Below are 6,387 nucleotides of genomic sequence, written 5' to 3' on the forward strand. Positions count from 1 at the left end.
CTCGTAACCGGTCTCCGGCTCCTGGAACGAGATGGAGCCGTTGAGAATCGGCTGGCCGTGCTGGATGGCGACCACGCGGCGCGAGGAGAACGCGCCGCCGTCGCGCGTGCGCTCCACGTTGTAGACGATYGGTGCGTTGATGTCGCCGGCGCGCAGGAAATAGGCGTGCAGCGAGTGTGCTTCACGCTTGGGATCCACGGTGCGTTGTGCCGCCGACAGGGCCTGGCCGAGCACCTGGCCGCCGAAGACGAAGCGTGTGCCGATGTCCCGACTCTGGCCGCGGAAGAGGTTGTCTTCCAGGCGTTCGAGTTCGAGGAGTTCGACGAGTTCGCCGACGTGAGCGTCCGACATGGGTTTCCTTTCTGACCGTGGAGCGAATGAGCGCCGAGTATAGCGGGCGTCAGCCGTCGAGCCGGCCCAGGCGACCGGCGTCGTAGGCACGAACCCAGGGAAACTGCGGACCGGGATCGCGCTTGCGTGGGACCTCGTTCTCGGGATCGTCGCTGGACGGGACCATGGCGGTGTCCAGGTCTTCGTGGCCGGCGATGTGCCGGAGCGAAGGAAAGCGTTCGACCAGGTGGTCGAGCAGAGCGCGCAGGGCGGTGATCTGCGCCTCCGGGTACGGCTCGGTCATGGTCTGCTTCGCCGAATGGAACCAGTCCGGGTAACGCCCGGTGTTGACCAGTTCGATGCCGATGGAGCGCGGGTTGTAGCCGCGGGTGTGATGGGCGACGCGCAGGGGGTCCACGTAGCAGAGCACCGTGCCGTCCCGGTCGACGTAGTAATGACCGCTATTGCCGGCCCCGGTGTCGTATAGCACCTTCTCGCCGTACTCCCGGGCCATGGCCAGGTCGGGCAGCTCGGTGCAGTGTATGACCACGAGGTCGATGGTGTCCGCGGCCCGTTCGGGCAGGCGGGCGACATAGGGCAGGGGGGTGTCGAGAATGTCGATCATGGCGCTTTGATAACATAGCCGGTCATTCCGCGTCCGGAGACCGCCATGCGCGGCCACATCATTCTTTCCCACGGCTCCGATTCGGGCCCCGACGCCACCAAGGTGAGCGTCCTGGCGGCCCTGGCCGAGTCGCAGGGCTGGACCACGGTCCGCCCGGATTACCGGGAGGACGACGCCAGCGGCCATGCCGGCAGCATCGATCCGCGCCTGGCCCGGCTGACCGGGGCCATCGCGGCCTCGCCGACACCGCCGGTCCTGGTCGGCTCGAGCATGGGCGCCTTCGTCTCCGGGCTGGCCTCGCTGGACGCTCCCGTGGCGGGCATCTTCCTGCTGGCCCTGCCGACGAAGATCCCGGGCTATCCGAGGGAGTTCGCCCTGAGGGCCGCTGTACCGACCTTCCTCGTCCATGGCTATGCCGACGACGTCTGCCCCCTGGGCGAGGCACTGGCTTTCGCCCGTGACCACGCCATTCCCGCCCTGCTCGTGCAGGACGACCACCGCCTAGGCGCCACCTTGCCCGACATCGAAGCCGAGTTCCTTCGCTTCCTGGGGAACCTTGCATGACCAAAACCAAGTTCTTTGCCACCTGCCCGAAAGGCCTCGAGTACCTGCTCAAGGACGAACTGATCGCCATCGGCGCCGGTGACGTTCGCGAGGCACTCGCCGGTGTCGCCTTCACCGGTTCGATCGAGACCGCTTACCGCGCCTGCCTCTGGTCGCGCATGGCCAGCCGGATCCTCTTGCCGCTGTCGGAGTTCGACGCCGCCGATCCGGATCAGCTCTATGCAGGCATCCAGGACATCGACTGGTCCGAGCACCTGGCGCCGCACGGCACACTTGCCGTGGACGCCAATACGGCGATGAGCAAGCTCACCCACAGCCAGTTCATCGCGCTGAAGACCAAGGACGCGATCGTCGACCAGTACCGGGCCGCGACCGGTTCGCGCCCGGATGTCGATCCGGAAGAGCCGGACCTTCGCATCAACGTCCGCGTGCGGCGTGACCGCGCCACGCTGTCGATCGATCTCTCTGGCCTGCCGTTGCACCGCCGTAACTGGCGCGAGGAGCAGGGCGAGGCACCGCTGAAGGAAAACCTCGCCGCGGCGATGCTGGTGCGCGCGCAGTGGCCTCGCATCTATGCCGAAGGCGGCGCGCTGGTCGACCCCATGTGCGGTTCGGGCACCCTTCTGATCGAAGGCGCGCTGATGGCCGCCGACGTGGCGCCCGGCCTGAAGCGCGACTACTACGGCTTCCTTGGCTGGGCCAAGCACGATTATTCCCTGTGGCGCTCGATCTACGACGAGGCCAGGGCCCGCGCCGACGAAGGCTTGCGCAACCTGCGTCCGGTATTCTTCGGCAGCGACTCCGATCCGCACATGGTGCAGACCACCAAGCGCAATGCGCAGAACGCAGGCGTGGCCGGCTTCTTCCACCTGGACCGCCGCGACGCCGTCCACGTCGAACCGCCGCCGGAGACGCCGCTTGGCCTCGTCATCACGAACCCCCCTTATGGCGAGCGTCTGGGTGACCGCGCCGAACTGCCGGCCCTCTATCGCGACCTCGGCCAGGCCCTGAAGGACCGCTTCGCGGGGTGGCGCGCCGCCGTGCTGGCAGGCGACGAGGAACTGGGCCGTGCCCTGCGCCTCAGCCCGGACAAGCGCTACGTGCTGTTCAACGGCGCTCTCGAGACACCGCTGCTCACCTTCGCCCTGYGCGCGCGTGACGAGGCGCCCCGCGAGGCCAAGCCGCTGTCCGACGGCGCGCAGATGCTGAAGAACCGGCTGGACAAGAACGTCCGCCACCTGCGCAAGCGTCTGAGCCGCGAGGGCATCACCTGCTGGCGCGCCTACGACCAGGACCTGCCCGAATACGCAGCCGCCATCGACGTCTACGAAAACTGGCTGCACATCCAGGAATACAAGGCGCCGCTGGATGTGCCGGTGGACGTCGCGCGCATTCGCATGCGCGAGATCGTCCGCGTGGCCAGTGAAGTGCTCGAGATCCCGCGCGACCGGATCGCCGTGAAGACGCGCGAGCGGGGCAAGGGTGGCTCCAAGTACGGGCAGTTCGACCAGAAGGGCGAGTTCATCGAGGTGAACGAAGGGGGCCTGAAGTTCCTGATCAACCCCACCGATTATCTCGATACCGGCTTGTTCATCGATCACCGCCTGGTCCGCGCCAGGATCCGGGAACTTGCCGCCGGCAAGCATTTCCTCAACCTGTTCGCCTATACGGGCACGGCCAGCGTCTATGCCGCGGCCGGCGACGCGCGCGACACCACCACGGTGGACCTCTCGGGGACCTACCTCGATTGGGCCTCGCGCAACCTCGACCTGAACGGCTATAGCGGTGCCCGCCACCGGCTCGTCCAGGAAGATGCCCTGACCTTCCTCGAAAAGCGCTCCATGATGTACGGCCTGATCTATGTCGATCCGCCGACCTTCTCCAACTCGAAGAAGGCCGACGACTTTGACGTCCAGCGCGACCACGTGAAGCTGTTGCTGGCCTGCAACGAACGCCTCCYGCCCGACGGCGTGATCGTTTTCTCCAACAACTTCCGTCGTTTCCAGCTTGATCGGGAGGCTTTGGAGCCCCATTTCCAGATTGAAGACTGGAGTGCACCGAGCATCCCGTTCGACTTCGCCCGCCGCCACAACATCCATGGCTGCTGGCTGCTTCGGAAGCCGTTCGTGAACCCGTGGAAAACGTGAACGGGCCGTGGAAAAAACTTCAGTCCGGATTCAGTGGCCGGGCGCGAATCTGCGCTCAACACCCGGAGGTAATTGTCATGAAAGCTAAGTTCGCTAAGTCCGCCCTTCTTCTCGCCGCCGCGGGTCTGATGGCGTTCGCACCTGCTGCGTTCGCACGTGGGTATGGCTACGGCGGTGGCTACCATGGCGGTTACGGTGGCTACCACGGCGGCTACGGCTACCATGGCGGCGGTTACTACGGCCGCGGTCACTACGATCACGCCGGTCGCTGGATCGCCGGTGCCATCGTGGCCGGTGCGGTCGTCGGCCTCGTTGCGAATGCCTCGCAGCCGCGCACGGTCGTCTATGACGACGGCCCGGCTTACTACAGCCGTCCGGCCACCGTCGTCTACCAGGACGCCCCGGTCGTTACCCGTCGCGTGACCACCACCACCTACGTGGACGACGGTTACAGCACCACGCGCTATGTGCGTGACGACGGGTATTGATCGTCGCTGAGCAGGTAATTGGTTGAAACAAGAAGCCCGGCTTATAGCCGGGCTTCTTTTTGTGCGGGCTGGCCCGCTGCCGCGGGATCGCCGATGAATCGGCTCCTACAGAGGGGGATAGGCTCTGGCTTACGGCTTTGAGCCGCTGGTGCCGGCACCGGAGCCGCTGAGCTTCGCGTTCTTCGACATGGCCTTGTAGGTGTCCTTGTCGATCGTGCTTACCGACTGGATGTCACACGGCGGGTCGCCGTTGATACGCAGCACCTTCTCGGTGGGGGTGCCACAGATGCGAAACCCGCCAATGGCCTTGTTGCTCTCGGCGGTTTTGAAGCGGACACCCCCGCCCAGCCCTATGCGCGGGCACGCCACGTTCGTCTTGACCAGGAAGTGATCGGGCCCGGTCGCGACGACGACAGTCTGGTCGTCGATCACCTTCCAGTCGGTGATCCTGTCGGTCCGCATGCAGTCGTTGAACTCGAGGGGCTTGGTGGCGGGGGCGGCGCCGGGGGCGGGTGCCTGGTCGGCGGCGTGGGCGGCCACGGTGAGGAGCAGGGAAGCGACAAACAGGTAACGGACTTTCATGGCCGGGCACTCCTTCGTATGAATCTGCACGTTAAGCCCGTTTGTGCCCCGAAACGAGAGAAAAGGCGGCGTCGGTAGATCTGCCGTTAAGGCGGCGGTCGGGTCCGCTCACGTTCGTTGAACAGTTCCGCTGGCAAGGTTTCCGTAATGACTGACGAGTCCGTCGGCAGTGCAGGAAAACCCACTTTATGACCGTCCGACCGCTTGGCATCGACCCGAACCCGCCGGCCAGCGCGGACCTCGCCCAACGCTTCCTCAGCATCCGCCACCGTACGGCGGAACTGGCGTCGCGCCTGAAGGCCGAGGATACCGTGGTGCAGTCCATGCCGGACGCCAGTCCGACGAAGTGGCACCTCGCGCACACTACCTGGTTCTTCGAGCAGTTCATCCTGTCGCGCGATCCCGCCTACGTGTCGCCGAACCCGGAGTGGCACTTCCTGTTCAACTCGTACTACCAGTCGGTCGGGCCGATGCACGCGCGCCCGAAGCGCGGCCTGCTCACGCGGCCTGCACTGGATGAGGTTCGGGACTATCGATGTCGCGTGGACGACGCGATCGTCACGTTAATCGCGCGTGGTGACGATGCCACCTTGCCGACACTGGTCGAGTTGGGTGTTCAACACGAGCAGCAGCACCAGGAGCTCCTGCTCACCGATATCAAGCATGCGTTTGCGCAGAACCCGCTGGAGCCCGCGTTTGCGCCAGATGCGCCTCGGTCGCTGTCCGTCGCTGCGCCCGCCCTGGCCTTCGTACCGTTCGACGAAGGTATCGTCGAGATCGGGTACGGCGGGGAGGGCTTCTCGTTCGACAATGAAGGTCCGCGTCATCGGACCTACCGACAGGCCGGATCGCTGGCCAATCGTCCGGCTACCAATGCGGAGTTCATGGCCTTCGTCCTCGATGGGGGCTACCGCCAGCCCACGCTGTGGCTGGCCGACGGCTGGGCTACGGTCCAGGCAGAACAGTGGCAGCGGCCCTTGTACTGGGACGAGGCCCTGGAGACCGAATTCACCCTGCAGGGGCGCCGTGCGATCGACCCGCATGCCCCCGTGTGTCACATCAGCTATTTCGAAGCCGACGCCTTCGCGCGGTGGGCTGGCGCGCGCCTTCCCACCGAAGTCGAGTGGGAAACCATGGCGGCAGCCTTGCCCGTGCGCGGGAACCTTCAGGATAGCGGGGCGTTCCAACCCCGTGCCTGCTCGTTCGAGACCCCGCTCGGGCAGATGTATGGCGACGTTTGGGAATGGACAATGAGCCCATATGTCAGTTACCCGGGTTACCGGACATTGGCCGGAGCCCTTGGCGAATACAATGGCAAGTTCATGAACGGGCAATGGATCCTCCGCGGAGGTTCCTGCGCTACGCCCGCCGATCACGTTCGTGCGACTTACCGGAACTTCTTTCCTCCCCATGCCCGTTGGCAGTTTTCGGGGATACGACTGGGAAACGATCGATGAGCGCTCAACCGAAAGACATCCGCGTCGACGACCGCCATCCGGATGTCGAGGACACGCTGCACACCGTTCGCCGTGGGCTCGCTTTGAAGGCGAAGAAACTGCCGTCGCGACTGTTTTACGATGAACGCGGCTCCGCCCTTTTCGAGGCGATCTGCGAGCAGCCCGAGTACTACCTCACGCGTACCGAGATCGCG

General features: G+C 65.2%; 8 protein-coding genes. 5 read left to right on the forward strand and 3 right to left on the reverse strand.

Annotation, left to right across the window (positions count from 1 at the left end; genetic code table 11):
* Window positions 1–351: acyl-CoA thioesterase (locus AC1DT2_RS13640; RefSeq protein WP_477296845.1), on the reverse strand; the 351-nt coding region annotated here is incomplete at its 3' end.
* 49 nt (window positions 352–400) lie between these two features.
* Window positions 401–955: an N-acetylmuramoyl-L-alanine amidase gene (locus AC1DT2_RS13645; RefSeq protein ID WP_477296847.1), complete on the reverse strand. Its 555-nt coding sequence runs from the start codon at window positions 953–955 to the stop codon at window positions 401–403.
* Window positions 956–1,000: 45 nt separating this feature from the next.
* Between AC1DT2_RS13645 and AC1DT2_RS13650 the strand changes: the two genes are divergently transcribed.
* The 3 genes from AC1DT2_RS13650 (at window position 1,001) to AC1DT2_RS13660 (ending at window position 4,154) form a co-directional block, all read left to right on the forward strand.
* The gene (locus AC1DT2_RS13650) at window positions 1,001–1,519 is read left to right on the forward strand and encodes an alpha/beta fold hydrolase (protein ID WP_477296849.1); all 519 of its coding nucleotides are present in this window, start codon (window positions 1,001–1,003) and stop codon (window positions 1,517–1,519) included.
* Complete coding sequence (gene rlmKL, locus AC1DT2_RS13655; protein ID WP_477296851.1) at window positions 1,516–3,666, forward strand: bifunctional 23S rRNA (guanine(2069)-N(7))-methyltransferase RlmK/23S rRNA (guanine(2445)-N(2))-methyltransferase RlmL; 2,151 nt, start codon at window positions 1,516–1,518, stop codon at window positions 3,664–3,666. Before AC1DT2_RS13650 ends, rlmKL begins: the two co-directional genes overlap by 4 nt.
* Before the next feature lie 77 nt (window positions 3,667–3,743).
* Entirely contained in the window at window positions 3,744–4,154 is a 411-nt protein-coding gene (locus AC1DT2_RS13660; RefSeq protein WP_213948008.1) for a hypothetical protein, read from the forward strand.
* Between the two features lie 129 nt (window positions 4,155–4,283).
* Here the strand turns inward: AC1DT2_RS13660 and AC1DT2_RS13665 are convergent, their stop codons facing one another.
* A complete protein-coding gene (locus AC1DT2_RS13665; RefSeq protein WP_477296854.1) occupies window positions 4,284–4,736 on the reverse strand; it encodes a DUF6491 family protein in 453 nt (150 codons plus the stop codon).
* 188 nt (window positions 4,737–4,924) lie between these two features.
* Between AC1DT2_RS13665 and egtB the strand changes: the two genes are divergently transcribed.
* Together egtB and AC1DT2_RS13675 are read left to right on the forward strand one after the other, a co-directional pair.
* Window positions 4,925–6,193 (forward strand): ergothioneine biosynthesis protein EgtB, encoded by a 1,269-nt coding sequence (egtB, locus tag AC1DT2_RS13670; protein ID WP_477296856.1) that lies wholly within the window; start codon window positions 4,925–4,927, stop codon window positions 6,191–6,193.
* Window positions 6,190–6,387: L-histidine N(alpha)-methyltransferase (locus tag AC1DT2_RS13675; RefSeq protein WP_477296857.1), on the forward strand; the 198-nt coding region annotated here is incomplete at its 3' end. The genes egtB and AC1DT2_RS13675, both read left to right, overlap by 4 nt.

The sequence above is a fragment of the Luteibacter sp. P4_E6 genome, from assembly GCF_056401535.1.

Coding starts and splice junctions, on each gene's coding strand:
- AC1DT2_RS13645 (WP_477296847.1), bottom strand. CDS start 955: ATGATCGACATTCTCGACACCCCCCTGCCCTATGTCGCCCGCCTGCCC.
- AC1DT2_RS13650 (WP_477296849.1), top strand. CDS start 1,001: ATGCGCGGCCACATCATTCTTTCCCACGGCTCCGATTCGGGCCCCGAC.
- AC1DT2_RS13660 (WP_213948008.1), top strand. CDS start 3,744: ATGAAAGCTAAGTTCGCTAAGTCCGCCCTTCTTCTCGCCGCCGCGGGT.
- AC1DT2_RS13665 (WP_477296854.1), bottom strand. CDS start 4,736: ATGAAAGTCCGTTACCTGTTTGTCGCTTCCCTGCTCCTCACCGTGGCC.
- egtB (WP_477296856.1), top strand. CDS start 4,925: ATGACCGTCCGACCGCTTGGCATCGACCCGAACCCGCCGGCCAGCGCG.